Annotated in this window: 32 protein-coding genes; 9 read left to right on the top strand and 23 right to left on the bottom strand. The window is 63.4% G+C overall.

The window, feature by feature from the left end; all coding sequences use genetic code 11:
• Nucleotides 1–13: 13 nt before the first annotated feature.
• The 23 genes from BLR77_RS21605 to BLR77_RS21710 form a co-directional block, all read right to left on the bottom strand.
• On the bottom strand, nucleotides 14–703 hold the full coding sequence (locus BLR77_RS21605) for a hypothetical protein (RefSeq protein WP_238380606.1): 690 nt from the start codon (nucleotides 701–703) through the stop codon (nucleotides 14–16).
• Between the two features lie 98 nt (nucleotides 704–801).
• A complete protein-coding gene (locus BLR77_RS21610) occupies nucleotides 802–1,005 on the bottom strand; it encodes a DUF7210 family protein (RefSeq protein ID WP_074681683.1) in 204 nt (67 codons plus the stop codon).
• Nucleotides 1,002–1,472: a hypothetical protein gene (locus BLR77_RS21615; protein WP_074681685.1), complete on the bottom strand. Its 471-nt coding sequence runs from the start codon at nucleotides 1,470–1,472 to the stop codon at nucleotides 1,002–1,004. Before BLR77_RS21615 ends, BLR77_RS21610 begins: the two co-directional genes overlap by 4 nt.
• On the bottom strand, nucleotides 1,469–2,029 hold the full coding sequence (locus tag BLR77_RS21620) for a phage tail protein (RefSeq protein ID WP_074681687.1): 561 nt from the start codon (nucleotides 2,027–2,029) through the stop codon (nucleotides 1,469–1,471). Before BLR77_RS21620 ends, BLR77_RS21615 begins: the two co-directional genes overlap by 4 nt.
• Nucleotides 2,029–2,355 (bottom strand): hypothetical protein, encoded by a 327-nt coding sequence (locus BLR77_RS21625; RefSeq protein WP_074681689.1) that lies wholly within the window; start codon nucleotides 2,353–2,355, stop codon nucleotides 2,029–2,031. Before BLR77_RS21625 ends, BLR77_RS21620 begins: the two co-directional genes overlap by 1 nt.
• A gap of 2 nt (nucleotides 2,356–2,357) precedes the next feature.
• A complete protein-coding gene (locus tag BLR77_RS21630; protein ID WP_074681691.1) occupies nucleotides 2,358–2,585 on the bottom strand; it encodes a hypothetical protein in 228 nt (75 codons plus the stop codon).
• A gap of 51 nt (nucleotides 2,586–2,636) precedes the next feature.
• Nucleotides 2,637–3,662, bottom strand: coding sequence for a major capsid protein (locus tag BLR77_RS21635; RefSeq protein ID WP_074681693.1), 1,026 nt, complete (start codon nucleotides 3,660–3,662; stop codon nucleotides 2,637–2,639).
• Between the two features lie 62 nt (nucleotides 3,663–3,724).
• Nucleotides 3,725–4,075 (bottom strand): head decoration protein, encoded by a 351-nt coding sequence (locus BLR77_RS21640; RefSeq protein ID WP_074681695.1) that lies wholly within the window; start codon nucleotides 4,073–4,075, stop codon nucleotides 3,725–3,727.
• The gene (locus tag BLR77_RS21645) at nucleotides 4,075–5,391 is read right to left on the bottom strand and encodes a S49 family peptidase (RefSeq protein ID WP_074681697.1); all 1,317 of its coding nucleotides are present in this window, start codon (nucleotides 5,389–5,391) and stop codon (nucleotides 4,075–4,077) included. Before BLR77_RS21645 ends, BLR77_RS21640 begins: the two co-directional genes overlap by 1 nt.
• An 8-nt stretch (nucleotides 5,392–5,399) precedes the next feature.
• On the bottom strand, nucleotides 5,400–6,980 hold the full coding sequence (locus BLR77_RS21650; RefSeq protein WP_074681699.1) for a phage portal protein: 1,581 nt from the start codon (nucleotides 6,978–6,980) through the stop codon (nucleotides 5,400–5,402).
• Complete coding sequence (gene gpW, locus BLR77_RS21655) at nucleotides 6,977–7,186, bottom strand: gpW family head-tail joining protein (RefSeq protein ID WP_074681701.1); 210 nt, start codon at nucleotides 7,184–7,186, stop codon at nucleotides 6,977–6,979. Before gpW ends, BLR77_RS21650 begins: the two co-directional genes overlap by 4 nt.
• On the bottom strand, nucleotides 7,186–9,210 hold the full coding sequence (locus BLR77_RS21660) for a phage terminase large subunit family protein (protein WP_202907457.1): 2,025 nt from the start codon (nucleotides 9,208–9,210) through the stop codon (nucleotides 7,186–7,188). Before BLR77_RS21660 ends, gpW begins: the two co-directional genes overlap by 1 nt.
• The gene (locus BLR77_RS21665; RefSeq protein WP_074681703.1) at nucleotides 9,146–9,655 is read right to left on the bottom strand and encodes a hypothetical protein; all 510 of its coding nucleotides are present in this window, start codon (nucleotides 9,653–9,655) and stop codon (nucleotides 9,146–9,148) included. Before BLR77_RS21665 ends, BLR77_RS21660 begins: the two co-directional genes overlap by 65 nt.
• A gap of 124 nt (nucleotides 9,656–9,779) precedes the next feature.
• A complete protein-coding gene (locus tag BLR77_RS21670; RefSeq protein ID WP_074681705.1) occupies nucleotides 9,780–10,103 on the bottom strand; it encodes a phage holin family protein in 324 nt (107 codons plus the stop codon).
• Complete coding sequence (locus BLR77_RS21675; RefSeq protein ID WP_074681707.1) at nucleotides 10,096–10,449, bottom strand: putative holin; 354 nt, start codon at nucleotides 10,447–10,449, stop codon at nucleotides 10,096–10,098. Before BLR77_RS21675 ends, BLR77_RS21670 begins: the two co-directional genes overlap by 8 nt.
• Nucleotides 10,450–10,726: 277 nt before the next feature.
• Nucleotides 10,727–11,338, bottom strand: a complete 612-nt coding sequence (locus BLR77_RS21680; RefSeq protein ID WP_074681709.1) for a hypothetical protein — start codon at nucleotides 11,336–11,338, stop codon at nucleotides 10,727–10,729.
• A 349-nt stretch (nucleotides 11,339–11,687) separates the two neighbouring features.
• Complete coding sequence (locus tag BLR77_RS21685; protein WP_074681711.1) at nucleotides 11,688–14,468, bottom strand: bifunctional DNA primase/polymerase; 2,781 nt, start codon at nucleotides 14,466–14,468, stop codon at nucleotides 11,688–11,690.
• Complete coding sequence (locus BLR77_RS21690; protein WP_202907458.1) at nucleotides 14,465–15,214, bottom strand: ASCH domain-containing protein; 750 nt, start codon at nucleotides 15,212–15,214, stop codon at nucleotides 14,465–14,467. The genes BLR77_RS21685 and BLR77_RS21690 overlap by 4 nt, the downstream gene beginning before the upstream one ends.
• The gene (locus BLR77_RS25515) at nucleotides 15,196–15,351 is read right to left on the bottom strand and encodes a hypothetical protein (protein WP_156085554.1); all 156 of its coding nucleotides are present in this window, start codon (nucleotides 15,349–15,351) and stop codon (nucleotides 15,196–15,198) included. The genes BLR77_RS21690 and BLR77_RS25515 overlap by 19 nt, the downstream gene beginning before the upstream one ends.
• Nucleotides 15,348–15,884: a hypothetical protein gene (locus tag BLR77_RS21695; protein WP_074681715.1), complete on the bottom strand. Its 537-nt coding sequence runs from the start codon at nucleotides 15,882–15,884 to the stop codon at nucleotides 15,348–15,350. Before BLR77_RS21695 ends, BLR77_RS25515 begins: the two co-directional genes overlap by 4 nt.
• Nucleotides 15,877–16,083, bottom strand: a complete 207-nt coding sequence (locus tag BLR77_RS21700; RefSeq protein WP_139203068.1) for a TraR/DksA C4-type zinc finger protein — start codon at nucleotides 16,081–16,083, stop codon at nucleotides 15,877–15,879. The genes BLR77_RS21695 and BLR77_RS21700 overlap by 8 nt, the downstream gene beginning before the upstream one ends.
• Nucleotides 16,076–16,585, bottom strand: a complete 510-nt coding sequence (locus tag BLR77_RS21705) for a phage regulatory CII family protein (protein WP_074681717.1) — start codon at nucleotides 16,583–16,585, stop codon at nucleotides 16,076–16,078. The genes BLR77_RS21700 and BLR77_RS21705 overlap by 8 nt, the downstream gene beginning before the upstream one ends.
• Nucleotides 16,586–16,944: 359 nt before the next feature.
• Nucleotides 16,945–17,172, bottom strand: a complete 228-nt coding sequence (locus tag BLR77_RS21710; protein WP_074681719.1) for a helix-turn-helix domain-containing protein — start codon at nucleotides 17,170–17,172, stop codon at nucleotides 16,945–16,947.
• A gap of 110 nt (nucleotides 17,173–17,282) precedes the next feature.
• Here BLR77_RS21710 and BLR77_RS25870 point away from each other — a divergent pair, with 110 nt between their 5' ends.
• The 9 genes from BLR77_RS25870 to BLR77_RS21760 all read left to right on the top strand — a co-directional run bounded on the left by BLR77_RS25870 (nucleotide 17,283) and on the right by BLR77_RS21760 (nucleotide 21,515).
• Entirely contained in the window at nucleotides 17,283–18,035 is a 753-nt protein-coding gene (locus BLR77_RS25870) for a S24 family peptidase (protein ID WP_074681721.1), read from the top strand.
• Between the two features lie 288 nt (nucleotides 18,036–18,323).
• A complete protein-coding gene (locus tag BLR77_RS21725) occupies nucleotides 18,324–18,662 on the top strand; it encodes a hypothetical protein (RefSeq protein ID WP_074681725.1) in 339 nt (112 codons plus the stop codon).
• Nucleotides 18,659–19,207: a hypothetical protein gene (locus tag BLR77_RS21730; RefSeq protein ID WP_139203069.1), complete on the top strand. Its 549-nt coding sequence runs from the start codon at nucleotides 18,659–18,661 to the stop codon at nucleotides 19,205–19,207. Before BLR77_RS21725 ends, BLR77_RS21730 begins: the two co-directional genes overlap by 4 nt.
• Nucleotides 19,208–19,218: 11 nt before the next feature.
• Nucleotides 19,219–19,536, top strand: a complete 318-nt coding sequence (locus tag BLR77_RS21735) for a hypothetical protein (RefSeq protein WP_074681729.1) — start codon at nucleotides 19,219–19,221, stop codon at nucleotides 19,534–19,536.
• The gene (locus BLR77_RS21740; protein ID WP_074681731.1) at nucleotides 19,533–19,817 is read left to right on the top strand and encodes a hypothetical protein; all 285 of its coding nucleotides are present in this window, start codon (nucleotides 19,533–19,535) and stop codon (nucleotides 19,815–19,817) included. Before BLR77_RS21735 ends, BLR77_RS21740 begins: the two co-directional genes overlap by 4 nt.
• Nucleotides 19,814–19,996 carry a hypothetical protein gene (locus tag BLR77_RS21745; RefSeq protein WP_074681733.1) on the top strand — a complete coding sequence of 61 codons (183 nt, stop codon included), beginning with the start codon at nucleotides 19,814–19,816 and terminating at the stop codon, nucleotides 19,994–19,996. The genes BLR77_RS21740 and BLR77_RS21745 overlap by 4 nt, the downstream gene beginning before the upstream one ends.
• Nucleotides 19,993–20,232, top strand: coding sequence for a pyocin activator PrtN family protein (locus BLR77_RS21750; RefSeq protein ID WP_074681735.1), 240 nt, complete (start codon nucleotides 19,993–19,995; stop codon nucleotides 20,230–20,232). The genes BLR77_RS21745 and BLR77_RS21750 overlap by 4 nt, the downstream gene beginning before the upstream one ends.
• A gap of 49 nt (nucleotides 20,233–20,281) precedes the next feature.
• Nucleotides 20,282–20,626, top strand: coding sequence for a hypothetical protein (locus BLR77_RS21755; protein ID WP_074681737.1), 345 nt, complete (start codon nucleotides 20,282–20,284; stop codon nucleotides 20,624–20,626).
• Between the two features lie 61 nt (nucleotides 20,627–20,687).
• Nucleotides 20,688–21,515 carry a DUF2303 family protein gene (locus BLR77_RS21760; protein ID WP_074681739.1) on the top strand — a complete coding sequence of 276 codons (828 nt, stop codon included), beginning with the start codon at nucleotides 20,688–20,690 and terminating at the stop codon, nucleotides 21,513–21,515.
• Nucleotides 21,516–21,571: the final 56 nt, after the last annotated feature.

Here is a 21,571-nt window from a genome sequence, read left to right on the forward strand (position 1 = left end):
CCTGGCCACTACCTCAAGCCGGCAGCGGCTTCTCCTTCATGATCTTCATGTAAGGCGACACACCGACGCCGGAGCGGGAGGTATCGCCAAGCACCTCGCAGGTTACCTCCATACCCATGAAGTCTTCGACGTTGATCCAGCTCAGCGCTGCCACCAGGTCGAACTTGCAGATGTAGTAGAGGTTGTTGGTGCGTTTCTGCGTACCGACTGCGTTCACGCCTTCGAACAGGATCTCCAACTCGACCTGGCTGCCGGCCAGCGGCTGGATATCGTCGATGGGAGCGCTGACGTAGTCGACCTCCAGCTGGTATTCCTCGTCTGCAGCCTCAGCTGCCGCGATTGCAGTGGCCAGCGCACCGCCTGGCAGCGGCTCGATACCGGAGCCAGTGAGGCGGAAGTCGATGTCTTCGTCGTACTCCACCAGGCCGGTCTCGGCGTCGACCACAGCCGTGATGCTGAGCGGCATCTTGCTGAGCATGCTGACCATGTTGACGCCAACCGTGACCACCTCACCGGTTACCGGCTCCGATGGCAGATCATTCACCGTGGCCCACAGGAAGCGGGCGAAGTTCGCGGTGAAAAACTCACGGAAGTTGAAGGCCAGGGTCATGGCCGTCACGCGACTGTAGGTGTCGTAGTTACCGCCAGACGGGATCATGGTGTTGGCCAAGGTGATTTTGTTCACCTCGTGGTTCTGGGTCATGGTGGAACCAAGGCCCATCGGGGCGAAGGGCTTGCCGGTGCCCGACGGGCGACAAAGGATGCGACCCGCGACAATGAACGTCTCTTTTACCCAGGCCATTACTTGCCCCCCTCTTCAGCCGTTTTGGCGACTTTGCCCAGCTGCTGCAGCCAGGCCTTCTGGTGTGGCAGCACGCTGATTTTGCTGCCGGCTTTGCACGGCTTGCCGCCGTGTTCGTGATCCGCGACCAGCTCGACCTCTTCGCGCTTGGCTTTCTCTTTCTCGCCGCCCGCCGGGGCCGCTTCTTGCTTGCGTCCGCTCATGGTGTTCTACCTGCGTTGATGTGGATGTGAAGTTGGAGTGGGAACAACACGGTGCCGGCCGCAAGGCCTTCACCAGGCGGGAACATCTGGCCAGGCTCCAGCGTTACCTGACGCGGCCCCTTTGGTCCCCATGGGTTGGGGATGCCTTCCGGCACCTGCAGGCAGGCCACCAGATCGCAATACAGCTCTTCAAGCTGCTCGAGGTAGTCATCGCGACTACCGTCCACGGCACCAACAATGCGCCGGCCTACCCGGGTCAGAACCGCCCCCTGCCCCCAACTGCCCGGAACGTAGAGGCCTGGCTGCTTCGCGATGAAGGGGAACACCAGGTCATCGCTCTGCATCAGGTCGCTGAGCCAGCCTTCCTTGATGCGCGTACCGGCGTCGGTCAGGTAGCCATTGGCAGGCGTGATCTGCCCAAGGCGGTCGACCAGGGCCTGGTCCGCCTGCTTGATGGGGTTGGTCATAGGTCAATCCGCCTCAGCTGGCGTTCGGTCTCTGCCTCGAGCTTGCGCTCGGCGTCGGCACCGATGTCTTCGAGCTTGGTGTTGAGTACCTGCGAGGGTGACGGGCCGTGCAGCACTTCCAGCGGCAACCGGGGCTTGCCGATACGCTCGGCAATCAACCCGCCTTTGGGGCCAATGGGGGCGATGAAGGCGCCCTCGTTCAGCTCCGTCCAGCCTTTGCCGACATCCACCCGCACGCCGGCCGCTACGCGCTTGCCGTTCTTCCCTTGCCGCCACAGCTGGCGGTGTGGGAACTGGCTGAGCGTTACGCCGCGAGAGCGCGCGTAGATGATCACGCGCAGGTCTTCCGGCGTGGCGGGTATGAAGTTGACTTCCCTCTGGATGTAGCTGGGCTTGAGGTTGATCTCGTCGCGGATCTCGCGCCAACTCTGGGTGCGCGTGCTGCGGCCTACGGTGTTGAGTGCCAGCTGGATGGCGCGCCGGAGCTTGTCCGGCGCGGCATCGAAGCGGGTAGCATCACCACGGAACTCGACCCGCACGCTGTCATAGCCAGCCATCAGGTCACCTCCAGCACCGACCACCGCTCGACAAGGCCATCGGTGTCGATGAAGTCATCGAGCTTGAACCGCCCCTCGGCCAGATCCAGCAGCCCGCCGCGCTTGCCGCGCACCTGGTGGGTACGCAATGAGGCGACGATCTTCACTGAGCGGAACATGCCGTCGGCGCCGGTCACCGCCACGTCGCGCCCCAGCATCACCTCGCAGCATTGCGGGGCGCCGTTGGGTGGCGTGTAGGTAGGCTTGCCTTGGCAGCGATCCTCCCCGAACACGCGGAAGAGGCTGTCGTCAGCTCGCCGCATGAGTCGGTCGAAGTCGCTGCTCATGGTCAGTCGCCCGAGTTGTCGTCGCCGGTGCCATCCTGCTGAGTGTTGTCAGCATCGGGCTTGGCTTTCGCGGTGACGCCGGCCTCCTCGATCACACCACGGTCGAGCAGCTCCTTTACCAGCGCCGCCGGCACGTCCTGCGGCTCGGGCGAGCTTTTGATAACGACCTTCTTGCCACCCGCCTTGGGGATGCCATGGATGGTGGTTTTCACGATGTATTGCTTTGCCATGTGCTTTCTCCTGCAGGCGCGCCGCAGCGCGCCTCAGTGGCTGAAGCCTGATCAGGCGACCAGGACGAAGGTGAACTCGTCGGCGTCGAACAGCACCGGCACCGGGGCGGTCTGCGTTTGCAGCCACTCGACACTGGGGTTGTCGGTGAACCAGTTGGACGGGTAGCGCTCAGCAGCCGCGATGCCGTTGGCGTTGGCCTTGGCATCCTGAATGCCGCCGTAGGCCATCACGTTGTCTGCCATGGCGGGCGCCACAAGCACACCGTACTCGGGCATGAAGTTGACCTTCTGCCCTTCGTCGTTGGTGTACTTGCCGGTGTAGACGATGATTTCGTACTCACCGAAGAAGCCCTTGCGCATGACTTCCTTCTCCAGCTGCGGGCCGAGCTCCAACTGGCTGGTGCTGCCACGGCGGGTGTCGAGCTTCTCCTTCACCGCCTTGAAGCGGGAGAACAGACGCCAGGCACCTTTACCCATCATCAGCACACCAGCAGAACCGGTGGTGAGCGCCGCCCAGTCTTCGATATCGTCGGTGGGGTCGTAGGTTTCCGGGTCTACGGTGTCCCACTTCGCGGCACCAGCCAGGACAATCTGGTTGTCCGGGTTGCGACCGTAGTCCACCTCGACCGGCGGGTGGTCGGGGCCTTCCATGGTGACCTTGCCGTAGAGGATGGCCTCCACCGCCATCCACTCTTCGCGGGCGACGATGTTCTCCTCCTGCTCGACGAGGATGTCCGCCACGACCGCGTCATGACGCTGTGCCGGGCTCATTTCGCCATTCAGCGCTTCGCCCAGGCGACGCTTGAGCAGGCGGGTCGGGCGCACCACATCGGTTTCCTTGATGTAGGCCGGCTTCATGGTGGTGAGGAAGCCGCCACGCTCGCGCCGCGCGCGGCCGGAGACCAGTGGGGAAACGAAGGGAGCCAGGCGGCGATCCTTCTTGATTTTGTCGAAGGCCACTTCTTCGGTGTCGAAGGTGGCGGCAGTTGGGAAGAACATCTGCAGGAACAGCGGGGTGAACTTCGGCAGAAGTTCCTTCACACCCAACAGGGTGGTCGTATCGTAGCCAGCGGCCATGTTCAGTCTCCTGAAATGATAAAGGCCGCTGTTGCGGCCCTGATGAGGTTGGGTAGTTGCCGTTAAACCGGCAGCTGCAGGCTGATCGGCGTGCCGACGAAGGCGCCCAGCTTCTGCGCGTCAGTGGTACCAACAGGCCAAGCAACCTGCTCGGGGTTGAAGGTGCCGGTTTTGATCACCTGCGCCTGCTGGTCGCCGCCAGTGGCATCGACCGCGTAGGCGGTGATGTAAACGGCCACTTCACGGCCGTCATCGCCGGCTGGGTCCCAGGCAACGACTTTGCCGCTGGCGGATACCACGCCCAGTGGCTTCTTCTCAGGCAGGTTCTGGCCAGAGAGGATCGTCACCAACGTGGTCTGGTACGAGTCGGAACCGGTCACCCAGTTATCGACGGGCTGCTGTACGGTGGCCATCAGACTTTCGCTCCCGTGGCTTTGGCCCAGTTGCCGACGATGGCTTGGGCCTGGTTGGGTTTTGCGTCACCGCCACCAGAGGTGAGGTTCGGCTGTTCTTCGTTGGCCATCATCTTGTCCAGCGCGGTGCTGGCATCGAGGGTGGCGCCCTGCTCTTTCTCAGCTGCTGCCAACATGGTGCCGGCTTCATCCACGCTCATCGAGGTGTTGAAGGCCAGGTGGTTGGCGAGCTTGCCGCGGCCTTCGGCTTCGGCGTGCTGCAGGATGCCCTGCACGCGCGTGCGCTCGGCACTGGCGGTTGCAGCGGCGTCGATGGTGGCCGGGGCCGGGCTGGCCGCCTGGGCAGGCGGTGCAGCTTCGGCAGTCGGCGCGGGGTTATCTCCAGCCATGCGTTTGACTCCTAGGGTTGTCACCCTGCCCGGGGTGGACAGGTATTCAGAAAACTCGGCGACGGCCTCATGACCGTTGACCAAGGCATCGGCAAAGCCGACATCAATTGCCGCCTGGCCGCGGAACACCGCAGCTTCGGTGGCCAGCACCGCCTCACTGGAAATACCCAGGTTGCGGGCAACCAGCTCGGCGAACTGTTGGCGTAGCGCGTCGGTGTCGGTCTGGAAGCGGCTCAGCACTTCCTCGGGCAGATCCTCGTAGGGGTTGCCGTCGACCTTGCGCGCCCCGGAGTGAATGAGCGTGACCTTGATGCCCTCCTGCTCCAGGTAGTTTTCGTAGCTGGCGTGAGCCATCACCACGCCGACCGAACCGACATAGCCGGTTTGGGTGATCAGCCGTCGGTCGGCCGCGCTTGCCAGTGCCATGCCAGCAGAGCAGGCCGAGTCGCAGGCCATGGCCCAAAGTGGCTTGCCAGCCTGCTGGGCCAGTTGCCGCAGGCGGTCGGCGGTGTCGAAGCAGCCGGACACCTCGCCGCCTGGCGTGTGCATGTCCATCAGCACGCCTTTGACGTCGCTCTCGGCCAGCATCATCGCGAAGCGATTGATGATGCCGTCATAGCCAGTCATGCCGCTGTAAGGCTTGAGGTAACCGGACTTGTGCGCCAGGGTGCCCTTCACATCCAGCAGGGCAATGCCGTCAACAACCTGGAACAGGATCTCTTCGAAGCCCCAGCTGTTGGTGCGCGTTTTGTTGTAGGTGCGGGCATCCACACGCAGCTTCTGGCCCATGTCGATGGCGCCCTGCTCGTCCTTCAGCTCGGTGATGTTCAGCCGGCTGCCGAGCGCGCTGAAGAACACGCGCGCATAGGCCGGCTCCAGCAACAGGGGTGTGTTCAACACCCGGCTGGCGATTTGCGGATAGTTCATGGGGCGTCCTATTCGGTGGGCTCGGGTTGTTCCGGCGCCAATGCCTGGGCTTGCATCCAGCTGGGTGGCGGCAGGCCTGCCTCGCGGCGCTCGTTCATCTCACGCACTTGCTGCGCGAAGGTTTCCTGGTAGTCCTCACCCAGCAGGGCGAGCTCCTTCTCGTAGGTGCTCAGGCCGGACTCGATGCGTAACACCGCCTCCTTCACTTCCTTGAGCCCGTCGATGGCCAAGCGGCCGGCGCCGATCCATTCGCAGTTGCACCACGACGCGCGCGCCTCGTAGAAGCCACGGGTGGCTTTACGTGGCAGCGTCAGCAGGCGCCGCTGCAGGGCCTCCTCGAACGCCAGCACGAACAGGTGCGTGGCAAAGCGCGCGGCGATGACCTTGCGGCGCCCCATGTAGTAACGCCAACCCTCCATCATCGAGGCGCGGGCGCTGCTGTAGGTGCTCTGCCGGTAGTCGCGGGCGAAAGGTTCATACGGCAGGTTCAAACCCGCCGCCATCCAGCGCAGGATGCTCGACTCGAAGTCGGCGAAGCCGTTGTCCACGTTGCCGCTGGTCTGCAGGTGCAGCTTTTCCCCCGGCCACAGGTGCGGGATCTTCACCCCGTTCATGGAGAGCTTGCTGCCGCTGTTGAAGCTGTTCACCGCCATCATGTACTTGGCGATTTTCTCGACGCTCTCATCGCCAGCGCCGATCAGCTCCAGGGCGGCATCGTTGCCCAGTTCGCTCTCGATGGTCGCCGCATACATGGCGTTAACGATGGCGTTCTGCAACTTGGTGTGCTGCAGCTTGGGCAGCATGTGGCTCTGCTCCAGCACTGTGAGGAACTGGTTGGCACCACGGGCCTGGCCGTCCTCGCTGGGCTCGAACACGTGGATGAACTTGATGCGCCCGTTGGCCGCCTCGCGTTCTACGCGCCGCCACTCCCCGCCGAAGCCAGTGCCAAGGCCCAGACCGCCCGATGCCAGCTGGCGGATGTGATAGGCGATCGCCACACCGTTGCGGTCGAACTCGACACCCGCACGCATGTTGGCAGTGTCGCCACGGTCGCCAGGGTTGCCGATGCGCTTGGGGCTGACCATCCGCACGGCGGTACGCATCGGCGTGCCCCGACGCTCGACCCATTCAGCAGCGGCAGATACCTCGCCAAGTTTCGTGTGGGTACCGACAGCCTCGCGCACCATCATGGTCGCGGTGCGCTTGCGCTCCACATCGAGCCAGCAACCAACTGGATCTTCAGCGTACTCGTACCACCAGGCCTCGACATCCTGCGCGAATGCGCGGGCGTCAGCATCGCTGATGCCGAGCAAACGCCAGCGGGGCTTGTAGCTGAGGCGGAACAGGTGGCCGACGATGTTATCGATGTGCATCTGCACGCCGTTGGCGGCAAAAGCGTTGTTACGGGTGACATCCTCGGCACGTGCATTGCCCAGCTTGAGGTTGGGCAGCAATGCGGCGTCTATCGTCTGCAGGCGCGGCTGCCAGCGCTCCAGCTGGCCACCAAAACCAACACCCGCCCCCTGCCATGTGCTGAGCTGCTCGCGGGCTGGCAACCCGTTGGGCGCCAGGATCTGAACCTTACTCATGCGATCACACGTGCCGGCCGGCGGCGGGCTTGCGCGCCGACGCCCAGCTGGCCCTCCAGTTGGGTGATGTAGTTTTCAAGGTCGCGCCGGTTGGCCGGAGTGAACTCGACCATCTTGCCGTCACGCTGCACGCGCACCGTGCTCTGCCCAGTGATGAGCAGGTGCAGCGCTTCGCGTGCCTCATTGAGTTGCTGCAGGGTGGCCATCAGTCGTCTCCGTTCATCATCCGGCCGAGGTCGGCCAGGCTGACTGCCGGCTTGGCAGCAGCGGGTTGAATTGCACCTGGCTCTGCAGTCACTGGCACCTGTTCGTCCGCCTCGGCCAGCAGGTCGGCCTGCATCAAGCGAGCCTCGATGTCGTCCCAGTCCTGAGGCTTCTTCAGGTGCAAGCGCATGTAGCGCGCCAGGTGAATCTGGTACTGCTCGCAGTCCAGTGCTTCGTTGGCCGCGCCGGCCTTCTTCTGGTAGACCTTCTTGCCGCCATGCTTGCGGCTGGGCGCCTTGACCTCGGCCAGTAGCTGGTCGAAGTAGTCCGCGCGAACACCCTTGTAGGCATGCATGCGGCCTGGGCCACTGCCCGCAAGCTTCAGGCGCTCGAAGAGCAGGTCTTTCGCTTTGGTGCCGCCGACCATGTACACCTGCAAGCCGTAGCGCGAGGCTTTGGTACTGGTGGTGTTCAGGTCGATCTTGCGCGGCGCCGTGAGGATCTCGGCATCGACATTGGTGCTGCCCTTGATGGCCAGCAGCTTGGCGAAGCGCTTCTTGCGCGTACGCACGTAGTGATACACGGCGTCGTTGGTTTGCCCGTCCGACGAGTCGATGCTGGCCGCACTGACATGCAGTCGGTAACCCTTGGCGTGCGCGTAGGTGCCGAACAGAATGCGGTCAAGCTCCGTCCATACCGGGTCGGTTTTGTCGGAGGTGCCGCTTTGCGCAGCGATCTCCGTCCACAGCACCAGCCAACTTTCCTCGCCACGCCCCCAGGCCCGAAGGATCAAGGCAATCCGGTCATGCTGAACGTCGACGGTGAGGAACAGTATCAAGCCGCCGCCGGGCACAACCAGTTCGCGGTACTCCTCGCAGCGCTCCCGCAGTTTGTCGGCCTCGGGCAGATCGCTGCGGTACTCGTAAGGCCGCCCCTGCTTCTGGTTGACGAACTTGATCAGCTGCTTCGGGTCGCCGGCATCGGCCAGCTTTTCAGCGGCAAGCTGTTCGCGCACCAGGTCAGCCAGCGAGGTGCCCGGCAGGCAGGCGTAGAGCTCGCTGAGCTCCATGAACCCGGCTTTGCCATAGAACGGCGCCGTAGCAACCCAACCGCACATCGGGTCACCCCGTTCGACAGCCTCATAGACCGTACGGCGGATGTTCTCTTTGCGCTGGTTGTCGTCCCACATCTCCCCGCAGTGGGGGCAGCCGTACTTCGCCGTTTCCGGCTTGGCGTAGCCGTAGACCTCATGCGGCACGTCGCCTTTATCCGGGTCACCGCTGAGGTACGTGATGTGCTCGAAGTCCAGCACGTGCGCTTCGCCACAGCCGTGGCAATAGATCGGCAGCACACGTTGATCAGTCTGTTTGAGGCGTTGCTCGGTTTTCGAGAGGCCCTTGAGCGAAGGCGTACCGCCGACAACCGTTTTCGATCCTGGGTAGCGCTTGACGCGCTCCTCGAGCAGGCCGATGGCATCGCCCTGACCCTTCACGTCGTCGCTGGTGTCGTCCGGCTCCTCCACCACGGCCAGGCCGACGCTCGACGTCGACTTCACGTTACCGGGCGAGTTGGACGCAACCAGTTTGAGGAAGCCGCCCGGGAATCCCTTGTGGTTCCAACGGTTGCCGGACTTCTTCGCGGTCTCCACGTCGACCAGCCGGCCAACCGCTTCGTTCGCGCGAATGGCCGGTACCAGCTTCTCGTCGTGGAATGCCTTGCCGTCGCCCTCTTTGGCGAACAGCACCATGATCGGCATTGGCCGACCAGTGATGCGCTTGAACAGCACGGCGATCATGAAGTACGTCCAGCCGATCTGGGCTGCCTTCATGAGGTCGATTTCTTTGACGTCGGGATGGTCGAGAGCCGCGGCTACGCCCAGGAAGTACGGGGTGTAGTAGAACTCGTAGAGACCGTGCAGCACGCCGGCTTCGGCCGGCAGGTAGAACTCGTTCTCGATGTACTCAGCCGTCGGCTGATCCTTGGGGGGATTGAATTGCTGGGCCGCGTCCAGCAATACGACGGCCAAGTTTATCCGCATAGCCGCCAATTCGGCTGATTGTAGATCCAGCAATGCGGTTCACCCCGTCGCGGTCGACCGTCACCTGGTGCTCAGCCTCGATCTGCTGGACGATCTTTTCGACACCGCCCTGATACTCACGGTTGGCGAAGCCTGCCCAGTCCTTCAAAGCCGACGCAGCGTCTGCGGCCGGTACCAGCGTTCCCAGTTTCTCGTGGTAGGTCAGCCGCCCATTGGCAGCCTTGACCGTGGATTCTTCGATGCGTGCGTGGTTGAGCTGCTCGACCTGGCTGCCACCACGCCCTGCGGCCTTCTCGCGCAGGTCGCGGATGTAGGCGGTTCGGATCTCGTCGAGGCTCGACTCGCTCCAGTCGATGCCCAGCGCCTTGAGCACGTCGCGGCAGTTGCGCTCGCTCATGTCCAAGTGCTGGGCAATCTCTTTCTGTGAAGGCATGAGCAACTCCAAAGGCCCGGAATAGACAGGCCCGGAAGCGGAACCCCCTATGCACCCGTCTATCTGCAAAAAGATCGCGGTCTACGCCTCCGCATGGCGAAGGGGTGCCAGGAAGGACCCGCACTCACCGGCCCCCATCCCGACGCCGCTCAACCCCTGACCACACAGGTTCATCAGCGCGCAGCACGCCGGCGAGGTTGCCGCCCGCTCGCCAGATGGCCCAGGCGAACACCGCCACCAGAACCACCAGCGGCCACGCTGCTGGCTCCAGCACAAGATCACCCCGCAGGATGTGGATCACCGCAACCCCGGCGCAGACCATCACCAGCCAAGCACCACACGACTTGAGCCGGCTGAAGCGCAGCGCGCCCCGCCGGAACGTGAACAGCCGAACAAAGATGGCGCCGCACAGCATCAGCAGCGCATGGGTCAGGATCACACTAGCCATCGATTCCCCCAGGGGCCGACGGCGCGACGCGCTTTCTGATCGCAGCCATCGTCAGGCCGACGACCAGCGCAGCAGCGGCGAACGCAGCAGGCCCGGAATAGGTGAATGGGCGGATGCCCCACAGCTCAAGCTCACCGAGTGCCGGGCTGAACTGGTAGCCCATCACCAGGCTGACCAGAAACAACAGCACTCGTGGAATGACCTTCAGGTCGGGTCGGGCGATCACGAACACCAACGCCCCGCACAGTGCGCCGGTGGCCGCATTGCCATCCACACCAGCCATGAAACCAGCAGCGAGCCAGCTGGCCAGCAGGCCGCCAGCCACCACACCACTCGGCTCGCTCATAAACCCTCCCAGGCGGCCAAGGGCCAGAATAAAAAACCCGCGTGCCGCGGGAACGGCTGCCGCCCCCTGCCAGGTAGCGTCAGCCAGAAAAGACAAAGCCCCGCAAGGCGGGGCTCTGAATCCGAGTCGGGTCTCGGCTTGTGACACAGCACGTCACACTGTTGCTCGCTAGGCGTACCTATCGAATCGTGGTGACTTTTTACCCCCCGAGTGACAAACCGAAAAGCCCCGATTATGGGTTATTCCAGCCGGCGCCCTTCGGAACCTTGCCGGCGCCTTATGGCGCCGAGTCACCCGACGAGCGGTCAGCTTCCACAGCCTTGGCAGCAGCCTTGCGCGCCTTGTGAGCAGCGATTGCACCCTGCCCGTCCTGCGCCGCCTCGAACTCCCGCCCACGCCCACGGTGCGCCGCACCAGCCTGTTGCGACGAAGCCTTACGCATCCGCTCGCCATCGCGACGTGCCTCCCGCCGCATCACCGCCAGCTTGCCCTGGCGTTCCAGCAGTCCAGTCTGCAGGCGCTCATGCAGCACACCTACCTGCCGGTAGTACGCCCGCCTCCCAGCCTCACCCCGCCCCAACTCCAGCGCATCCACCTGTTCGGCGATGGTCAGCCGGGGTTCGTTGCGGTACCGCGCATAGGCCAGTCGCACCAGCGCGGCACCGGCCTCCTGCCGCTCGATGGCGAACAGCACCTGGTTCACCTCAGCTGCCGCGTAATCCGGCCCGGCGCCGGCCACCAGCAGCTTGGCACCGTACACGCCACCACGCGGCGCACAGCCGGCGAACTCGACGATAGTGCCCATGGCGCTGGGCAATCCGCCCCCCAGGCCGTTCTGGGCCAGCTGCTCGCCCCAATGCATCAACAGCGTCTCGATAGCCTCGATCATTGCCCGTCCCTCGCGCCAAAACCGCAACCCAACACAAAAACCGCCAACCCTACACACACCCAACACACAAAAACTCCAATAAAAACAAAGGCTTTAGAGCATCTGTGTAAGGTGTGTAGGGTGTGTAAGGTTTTCAAAGCCTCGCGTAAGGAAAATTTTGAAAGGTTCAGGGCAGTCAGATAGGTGATACAGCGTGCATTTTTTTTTCGCACACGCGCGCGCACGCGCTTAAACCTTACACACCTTACACACTCGCCTAGAACCCGCGTCGTTACTGGGCTGAAAGTGTGTAAGGTTGCGAAATCAACCCTACACAGCGCCAACACACCCAACACACTTTTAGGCGTACTCATGCTGCAGCCGCCTTGACGTGGTCCCACGCCTCCACATTCCAGCCCGCCTTCAACGCATTGGCCCGCCAGGCCTCGACATGCTTGCCCAGCACGGCCGCATTCACGGATGGTGGCAGGAAGGATGCTTCGTCACGCGGCAGCAGAAACGCCGCAAAACGCCGCGTGTTTCGATCCGTCCAGGGGATCGCCCGCGTCTTGTCCACGCCCAGCGTTTCAATGAACAGGCTGAACTTCGTCTGGCTCATGCGGTGCTCGCCGTTGCGCTGGCACCACTCCACGAACATCGCGTACAGGTCCGAACTCAAGCACCCGCCCCACAGCCCCTCGCCCAGCTCGCCCAGGCGCCACAGGTTGGCGAACGTCTGCCAAGGCGCACGGCTCAATGCCACCAGGCGTTCACGCGCCGGCGTCACGGGCGGCTTGGTCTGCTCGTCGAAATCACCCAGGTCATACGCCAGCAGCCAGGCATACAGCGCCTCGACGCCCCCGTTGGCCAGCTCCTGCTTGATCGCCATCTGCCGCTTCGCCGGCAGCTTCTCCTCTGGCCACATCACCAGAAACCGGCGGTCGCTGTCGCTGATCGGCCAGGGCACGATCTCGTTCGAGAGAAACACCGCATTCATGTGGCTGGCTTCCTCCCAACCGTTCACGAACTTGCTCTCGATGCGCACCGTCTGCCCGGTGATCAGCTGCTTGATCTTTCCCACCTGGTTGTACTTCTGATCGCGGCTCACAACCTCCTCGAACACCGCCCACAGCTTGCCGCTCTGCCAGGCGTTGAACGAACCTTCCAGCTGCGTCTGCCCGACCGTCGCCGAGTACTGCCCGTACAGCATCCCCATCACCACCGAGAACAACAGACTCTTGCCTGAGCCCTCTGTGGTCGAGTGCATCAGCACCGCGGTGTCCATTTTTGCCCCGCTGTGCTGCAACGGGTACGCCAGCCAGCGGCACAGCCAGTCCGTCGCATCCTCAGCGTGGTTACACAGAAAGCCGATCAGCCAGATCAGGTTCTCGCACTTCGCATCATCGCGCTCAGGCTTCAGCGGCAGACCCTCATAGGTGTTGATGTACACCTCAGGGTCATGACTCATCGTCGGGTCGAAGACGATATGGTTCATATCCACCACGCGCCGCTCCGGGCTGTTCAGCCACAGGCTGTAGGCATCGCCCAGGGCCATCTTCACCGCGCCCTCAGCCACGCGCCGCTTTTTCGCGTAGTCCCACACGTCTTTGGTGCCGTCGATGTACACGTAGCGCGTCAGCATCGGCATTTTCAGATCGCCAACCGCCTTGCCCGCCAGCGCCTGGGCGCGCTCGATATCCTTGACCCAATCCTCACCAACCGTCTTCTTGCGCTTCGGGTCCGTCTCGGCATCCCACTGCTTGAACAGATCCTTGCCGATCAGCGCCTGGAATGCGGCCTTCTTGATGCGCCTGCCGTTATCCAGATCCCACGCCTGCGTGGTGCCGACGATCAGCGCGTAGCGCCGGAGCAGCCCCTGGATATGGAAAGCACCCCCCGCCCCCCCTGTAGTGGTGCTGCCGGCCGGCGCGGCGCTATCCGACTCAGATGGGGCGGGGGGAAGGTCGCCCGACTCATTGGCCGAGCTGCCGCCATCATCACCAGGCGCAGGCTGGCTACCCGCCTCGCCCTTGGCATTCGGCGGCGTGCCGACGTTGTTCTTTTTGCGCTGGCTCGCATGGTCGATGCCCAGCGCCTTGGCGGCCGCCTTGGTCGCCGCCTTCTGATCACCGTCATGCTCGAGCAGGCAGAACACGTCAAAGGCGTCGTTCATATGCCCGTTCGCCAGCGGGTCGGCACCGTGGTGCGAATACACCTTGCCGTCCACCACCGTCACACCCGCCAGCCCCGTGGTGCTGCCCGGGTAGAGCCACTTCTTGCCGCGCCGCTTGTAACCGTGCGCCGCCAGCAGCTGCTCGACGTCGTTCGCGTCGTTATAGGCGCCCACCACATCCGTGCTACCGCTTGCGCCAGTAGTCGCCGGCCGGTTCGTCTTCGCCTTGGGTGCCGGCCGCTCTTTCGGTGCGGGCGCCCACTCGCAGGCACCCTGCCCCAGCGGCTTGAAGATCTCCCAGTTGTTCCAGATGCTCAGCAGTTCGCGCGGAAGCTCCGGCAGGCCATCTGCTGACGGCTTGGTGCGCCAGAAATATGGCTTGCCGGTGTCCGGGTGGATCGAGGGCGGCAACACGTCCTGCACCAGGCCGCCGCGCAGCTCGAACACCGTCACCGGTGCCAGTTCCTTCTGCCGCTCGCGCATCGTCGCGGTCAGCTCGGCATTGCCGGTCGCCTCAGCCTGTTTCAATGCCGCCGTGGCCAGCTTGTGCTTGCTGCCGTCCGGATCAAGCGGGTTGGGCCATACCAGGGAATGCCGGCTCAGCTCCACGCCATCCGGCACGCGGAACATCAGGCGGAAGCGCGCCGGGTTGCCCACCAGCGTCGGGTACACCGCCGCCAAGTCATCAAGGTGCAGGTCGAGCACGTGCAGCAGCACGTGCCGCGTGTACTCGACGTGGTCGACGTCCAGCGAACAAACGCGGCTCGGCCCGAGCACCACGCCCATGTTGTGATTGGGGTTCTTCGTCCAGAAGTCTTCGGCCTTGTCGGCATCGGTGAAGTAGCCACCCGGCTTGTTCCAACCGTTGCCCTTTGGCGCCTTCTGGCCGGGCTCGATCTTCACCAGGGCCAGCCCGAAGGCCTCGATATAGCGGCGCGCCCAGGCGGCGATATTGCTTGGGGTGTTCGCTTGCGTCATGCGCTCTGCTCCACCCGCTTGAACTCGACGACCCAGACCCAGGGGTTGGCGTGCCAGGACTCATTGCCGTTGATCGATGCCCACAGGCCAGCGAAACCATGAATCACCGCCTCTTTGCACTCGAACCGGCTAGGCGAGGTTTCGAGGAACTGCCTGCACATGGCGGCGTCAACGCCCTCTGCCTCTGCCTGGTCGCCGCTGATGTCCTGCAGGCGCTCGACGCGCACGGCGGTGATCTCCAGCAGGATGCGGGAAACCCAGCGAGGCATATGGATGCTTGGCCTCCACCGCCCCTCGGTTCCGGCGAGCAGATCTTCTGACCAGCATGCGAAGTGGTATGGCTTGCAGCGGGGATCGTCGTAGTTGAATGCACCGCGCTCATCCAGAAAGCTCTTGTCTTCCATCAAATCGCGGACTTCATCATCAGCACGATAGGCAATGCCCGGCGCACCCTGCAGATTTACATCAGACCAGGTCTCGCGCACCCATAGTCGTTCGCCTGGCTCACCATATGGACAGGCATGCCCAGCGAGGCCAGTCCACTGCTGCAACTCTTCCTGCACATGCAGCATGGTTTGATGCTCGCGACTTGGCCACAAGTGCCCACCACGCTGGTCATCCGCATCGCAGGGCGATGGCTGAGGCTTCATCAACCGCCGCGTCACCGTCTTACGGCCCTCAAGAATCGCGTGCACCATCGGCGCGCTGAACAGAATCGGACGCTCCTTCACAGTACCGCCCTCCATGCGTTGGCGGCCTGCCAGTAGGCCTGCAGGGCGACCTTGATGCCCTCCCAGTCGCGCATCGCGTGCAGTTCACGCAGGCGCTGGGCGGCACGATTCACTTTGGCGCGCAGATGGGCGCGCAGGGCTGGGCGGTTCACGCTTCACCCCCTGCCAATGCAGCTTCGAGTGCATCGTTGACGGTGTAATCGAGGCGCCCATGGTCGCTTGGGAAATCAACCTCAACGCCCTGAGCGTTGTAGAGTTCAACCCCACCGCCATCACGCTCGATGTGCAGCTCTATCCTCCAGCCCTCTGGCAGCTTTCCGCAGGCAGCCTGCAAGGCCTCGTTTAGCGGCACGTAGTCTTTCGGGGCCGCAGCCAGATCAGCCTTGATCCCCTTAACCCGATCCAGCAGCAGGCTCCAGGCAAAACCGCGATCAGCGGTCGGCGTCAGCCCGAGCGCCCGTGCAACGTCGTCGCGGCACTGCTTATCCAGGGCGATCAGAGCCGGGTGGCTGGAGGCCTGAACACCCCGCGCATCAACGGCCAGCTCGTAACTCAACAGCAGCTCACTGAGCCGGCGCAGCACAGGGTCAATTCCAGGGTAGGTTTGGAAGCCCAGCATGGCGACGATGGTTGCCATGTCGTACTTGAGCGCATCGAAAGATGCCTTGTAGTCATGGTTATTCACCGCGCACCTCCCTTACCCCTCGGCAGCAGACGCAAAAACGGCAACCCGGCACTGCAAGGCGCCGGGCTTCGGGAATGTCGTCACCACAGCTCTTGCACTCGGTCGCGCTCTCGCCCTGGTACACCACACGGTTGTCGATGGCCTGCTGCAGGCGCTCTTGCTGCGCCGCCTCAGCCATTTCAAGTACGCGTTCATCCATCGCGGCGATCCTCCCCGGCCAGCATTGCCTGCTCGGCGCCGGCGATGATCCCCAAAATCTTGCGGATCACCTCATACCCGTGGTGCTTCAGCAGCTCCACCTCATGCGCCTGCCAGCGGTTGTCTGCCGCGCCGTCGTGCACGCCGCCCACAAACTCACCCTGGCGCCGCATCAGCTTCTCCATCGCCTTCAAGGCATCGTTGGTCGCCGTCACCGCCACCGGCTTGAACCACACCACCCCGGCCGGGCGCATCAGCGCATCCAGCAGGCGCGGGTCTTGGGTCAGGCGGATGATGTCTTCGAGCTCGTCCGGGTTCGGCCAGCGGCGTTCCTCGGTTGGGTTGAGCTTCTTCTGGAGGGTGTCGTAGCCCGTCGCCGGGTCCAACAACATATCGATGGCCAGGGCGCCAATGCCGCCCCGATGGTCACGCCCGGCGCGGTAAAGCGCGTGGCGCAGGGAGAGTACCGGGCCAGCGCCCGGCAGCAGATCTTGTCGGCTCATACCTACCCCAAGCCGCCCCCAGGTGGGGCCGGCTGTTGTGTGCTGTGTCTGCCGAGCTGGGCAGTCAGAGTTGCCCCGCTCGACCCCGTCCGCGCCAGGGGTCAGAGTCCCCGGCGCGGTGTACTACCTAAAACCGCCGTTTAACGACATAGCCAGAGCACCAGGGCATCCCCTACTATTCCGGCTACGGCGACTCAATGTTTCCACGTGCTGTGTCGGCATCGAGCGTCGTGCGCCTGGCGAGGGGTCAGAGCCTCGCCAGGCACCGGTGCAAGGGGTCAGAGCCTTGCACCACCCCGCCCGCCAGTGTGTCAGAGCTCAGGCGAGCACCCCGCCAGCCCCTTCGGGGGCTGGCACCTTTATGCTGCAGCGCTTCGGCCGCGCAGATAGCTCCAATCAATGTCTTCGCGGATATCCTCGCAGCTGACGTCGCCATGGCTAGCGATATCAATCCGGATAGCCAATTCAGCGCTCGCTCGGCGCCCATACGCGACTTGCTTGATTTGCCCGACAGTAGAGCCACACCCGGAAGCGAACTCTTCCAGCTGCTCCTTCGTCAGCGGCTTTATGTAGTCCAGCAGTTTCATAAGTGCTCTCGGAGAAGTACCAAGGTCGGCTGGATTATTTACCGTTTGGTAAAAGCGGTCAACACCTTACGGTAATTTACTTTTAAGTAACAGCCGGGAATCATCGCACCATGGATATACAAGCTATCAGGCGAGCCAACCTCGCCACCCTGGTGCAAAGCCGATTCGGCGGCAGTCAGAACGCCCTTGCAATCGCCGTCGACCGTCAAGCCAGCTACATCAGCAGGTGCCTGTCTGAATCAGGCAAGCATGCAAAGCCAATCGGTGAAAAGTTCGCGCGGCACATAGAGGCCTCTCTCGGCCTCTCCCCGGGCTCCCTCGACACTGCACCAGGCCACGACACACCGGCTAGAAGGAATCTTCTTGAAGCCGGTGCTCCGGAGCGCTCACCGCATGTATTCCCAATAGAGGTATGGGACGATGAAACCCCACTCGGCCCCGACGAGGTCGAGCTGCCCTTCTACAAGGAAGTCGAGCTGTCTGCAGGCAAGGGATCGGAAGTAATGCTGGAAACAAGCGGTAGGAAGCTGCGATTCGGTCGCCGGAGCCTGCAACGCAAAGGCGTAGAGCCAGCGGCCGCTGCGTGCGCAGCCGTCACCGGTAACAGTATGGAGCCCGTATTGCCAGACGGCTCCACAGTCGGCATCGATACCGGCGTGCAGCAGGTTCAAGACGGCAAGATGTACGCCATCGACCATGCCGGGCAGCTGCGCGTTAAGCTGCTGTATCGCCTCCCCGGTGGCGGACTGCGCGTACGCAGCTATAACGAAGCCGAGCACCCAGACGAGCGCTATGAAGGCGACTATGTGGCCGACCACATACGCATCATCGGCAAAGTCTTCTGGTACTCAGTCCTACTCTGAAGGTAATTTTTTACCCTGTATTTACCAAAAGGTATTGACCAGAATATTTACCATTAGGTAACTTAATCGCGTACCCACACTCTGACCTCTGGAGTACGCGATGCAACAGACACAGCACACATCCGCCCAGGTGCTCCTGCACCCGGCATGCACCACCAACCCTGCCGCCGTCCGCGCTGTTCAGCAGGCCACTGGCCGCTTTGTGGTGCTCGAAGGTGGCCGCCCAACGCTCAAGCAGCCCCAAACCCTGCCCGCCTTTGAGGACTTCGGCCCTTGGGGAGGTGCAGCGTGAGCCCGGCCATCCAACTGCTACTCATCCAGATCATGCAGACGGTCGCCCGCCTGCACGGTAACCCCGACTATCAGGTGTTCTGCACCAGCTTCGGTAACTGCGGCCTGTTCAAGGTCGAGATCTACCCCCGCAACGCTGACTGGCATACCCCTGGCTACCTCCCGACCAAACTGGCTTACGCATCGGCTCGCTGGAGCCAACTGCAATGGCCCACCGGAGCAGACGAACTGCTGAAGGCACCGGAAGAGCGCTTTATTCGCGAGCTGGCCTTCATGCGCGCCGCCTTGATGGCCTATCTGCCAGCCGAGGCAATCGAAGCGGAGGTGGCAGCATGACCTACTCCCTCACTCAGCATTCCCTCCACGGGCTTCGCCGCGCTCTCACCACGCCCATGGATCAGCGCGCCACGCTCCACCTTGAGCGCCCCGCCTCACGCGTTGCGGTCATGCTCGAGCTTGAGCAGGTCGCGGACAAGCTGGCAGTCAGCATCGTGCTTGGCCATCACCGCTCGACTATCCGCCTGCAAGCCAACGACCCGGCCAATACCGCCCACATCTGCGAACAGATCGAAGCCATCGCCAACGGCACAGCCGACACTGCCGAAACCGGCGCGATCGGCACCCCGACCGCCCCAGCTCGCGAGCCCTTCGCCCTTGATGCAGAGGACGAAGCCAGTCTGCGCCACCTGGTGCGCATCGGCGGCACCCGGCATTTGCAGTGCGGCGTATCGGTCACCGTGCATTACGCCGGCATCCTGACGCCGTACCGCCACGCATTGGTTTCCACGCCATACGCCACCGAGCACCTGCAGGCCGGCACGCCAGGCGAGCTTTACGTGGTCGCCGCCCAGCACATCGAAACCGCGCTCAACGCAGCCTGAGGGCCACCGCCATGCGCCAACCGACACTGCTGCTACCGCCAGTCACGCTGAGCATCCGCTTCGCGGATCTGCTGGGCGACAAGATGCTGACCATTCCCGCAGCCGAGCGCCGCAGCCGCTGGGCAGATTGGCTGCGACTGTCGCGCACCACCGGTCGCGCCGGGGCTCGCTACTGGAGCGACAACAGCCAATGCAGAGGCTGCAAACACCTGCGTGGCACCTGGTGCCAGCTGCAGGAGCTGCCCTGCACGGTCAACCCGATTCTCACCTACCGCACCGGAGAAGTCGGGATGGCCTGCATGGGCGCGGGCCGGGAGGAACGCGCATGAACCGCACCGTAAAAGAGGCCGCCCAGGTACTGGGCATCGCCGAGAGCCAGCTGCGCGCGCACCTGCGCAGCATCAACGCCCTCAACCGCGACGGCACCCTGGCAGCGCGCCACATCGGCGGCGGCAAGCTGTTCATGGACCCGCGCGTAACCGAGCCGAAGCGCCTCGGCATCCGCAAGCACTACGCCGTGCTGATGGTCACCGAGGCCGGTATCGACTGGCTGGCCAAACAGCTCGGCATCGCCATCACCGAAGTACCCGCAAAGGACAGCGCCGCATGAACAAGCCCAACCCAATCGCCGACGCTATCGGCGTCGTCAAGCTGGTCAGCATGCACCACGCCAACCCGGGCGCCGTCAGCGCCGCCACCGCCATCGGCAAGAGCGTCGAAGGCGTCACCGCGATCATCGCCGCCAAGCTCAGCCGCCCCATGGCGGGGTGCGGGGAGGTGGCGCAGTGACCACTACGCTCGCCCTGCTCCAGCACCGCCACAAGGCCAACAGCTTGCCCCTGGATCAAGTGCGCGCCGAGTACTTCTCCCACATCAAGACCGAGAAGCGCCTGCGCCACCTCATTCGCACCGGTGAGGTGCAGCTGGCCACCTTCAGGATTTCCGATTCGCGCCTGGCGCCGCTGCACGTGCGCCTGGCCGACCTCGCCGCCTACCTCGACGCCCGCGCCGAGCAAGCGGCATAACCCGCGCCCGGCGGCACCGGGCAACTCTCTGACAAACGAGGCACAGCACATGAAACCCACTGACAGCTCCGATTTTCTCCAGTCCCTCAACTCCGGTGTATTCGCCAGCCAGCTCGGCCGCGCCCTCTCCGACGTCGCCGCGGGCTGCATCGATCACGGCAAGGAAGGCCAGGTAATCATCACCCTCAAGCTCAAGCAGATCGCGCAGACCAACCAGGTGAACATCACCCACAAGCTCGACTTCGTGCAGCCCACCAAGCGTGGCAAGAAGCGCGAAGACACCACCCTCGACACCCCGATGTACGTCACCCCGGATGGCCTGCAGCTGTTCCAGACCAACCCGACCGACCAGCTCTTCCGCAAGGAAGACACGCCCGTACCGGAGCGCAGCTGATCACCCGTAACCCGCAACACCGCACCACCTAACCATCCTTACTCTGACAAGGACTACAACGATGTTCGATCACAAAGCACTGGATACCCTCAACGCCCAAGCCGTCGCAGCCGCCCAGGTAAGCATTCAAACCAGTGGCAACCAACTGGCGGTCCTGCCAGCCAACTGCACCACCCTGAATCTGGAGCAGTTCCAATCCCACCGCGACCGCTTCCGCGGCTCGCTGCACACGCACGCGCTGAAAGCCTTCTCGGCCTACGTCGAGCGCCATATCGGTGGCGAGGAAGATACCGGCGCAGCCGGCTTCGTCGACCAGGACGCCATGAGCGCGACCGTCATCTTCAACCTCGGCACCCCGGATGACGCAGGCCACGGCGACGACCGCGCCACCCTCACCCTCAAACCCACCGCTGCCTACAAGGCGCTGAACGAAGTGGTTGGCCGTTCGCTCAGCCAGCAGCAACTGGCCGAGTTCCTCGAGGACTGGGCGCCGCACCTGGTAGCCAGCGCCGGCGACCAGAAGCTGGGCACCCCTTCAGCTATCAACGCCATCCGCCGCATGTCCATCAAGGCCATTGCCGAGGTGAACACCGAAGTGGGCGACCTGAACAACCGCCGCAGCGCCATGGAGGAGATCGAAGCCAAAAGCCTCGAAACCCTGCCGACTGCGTTCGTGTTCAGCGCCAAGCCCTACGACCCACTCAGCGTCGCCGATATCACCCTGCGCCTGTCGGTGATCACTGGCGATAAGAGCCCAGTGCTCAAGCTGCGCTGGGTCGGACAGGAAGCCCAGCAAGAAGCCTTCGCCGAAGAGTTCCAGCAGGTGCTCGACGGTGAAATCGGCGGCCTGTTGCCGCTGACCATTGGCACCTACTCGCAAGGCAAATAAGCCCCACCACCACCCGCCGCCAGGGCCTCTGACCCCTGGCAGCGGGCTCACTCGGA

It is taken from the genome of Ectopseudomonas alcaliphila (genome assembly GCF_900101755.1).
Lineage (GTDB): Bacteria > Pseudomonadota > Gammaproteobacteria > Pseudomonadales > Pseudomonadaceae > Aquipseudomonas > Aquipseudomonas alcaliphila.